The 233-nt window shown below is 52.8% G+C and carries 1 protein-coding gene; it reads left to right on the top strand.

Annotated features, from left to right (window positions below; all coding sequences use genetic code 11):
* A partial coding sequence (locus Q5L94_RS14170; RefSeq protein WP_317498986.1) for a hypothetical protein occupies positions 1 to 233 on the top strand: 233 nt, incomplete at both ends.

Raw genomic sequence — 233 nt, 5'->3', positions numbered from 1 at the left:
CTTGATGCACAATGTTTCGCTAGGTTATCTGCCGTCGCGCTTCAACTACACCAAACGGGCGCTTTACCTCGACTTGGAAGCGCGCGGGTGCAGTGAGCCCACGACAGACGACATCGAAGCATTGCTGGATGACGAAGACGTGCGCATTTTGCATTATGTTGGTGAGAAACCCTGGAACCCTAAAGTGCGTCATCGAGAAGAACGCTACGAGGCCTTGGATGTCTTGTGGCATA

This window comes from Idiomarina sp. Sol25, from assembly GCF_033052775.1.
Taxonomy (GTDB): domain Bacteria; phylum Pseudomonadota; class Gammaproteobacteria; order Enterobacterales; family Alteromonadaceae; genus Idiomarina.
This window is presented reverse-complemented; position numbering and strand designations above follow the sequence as displayed.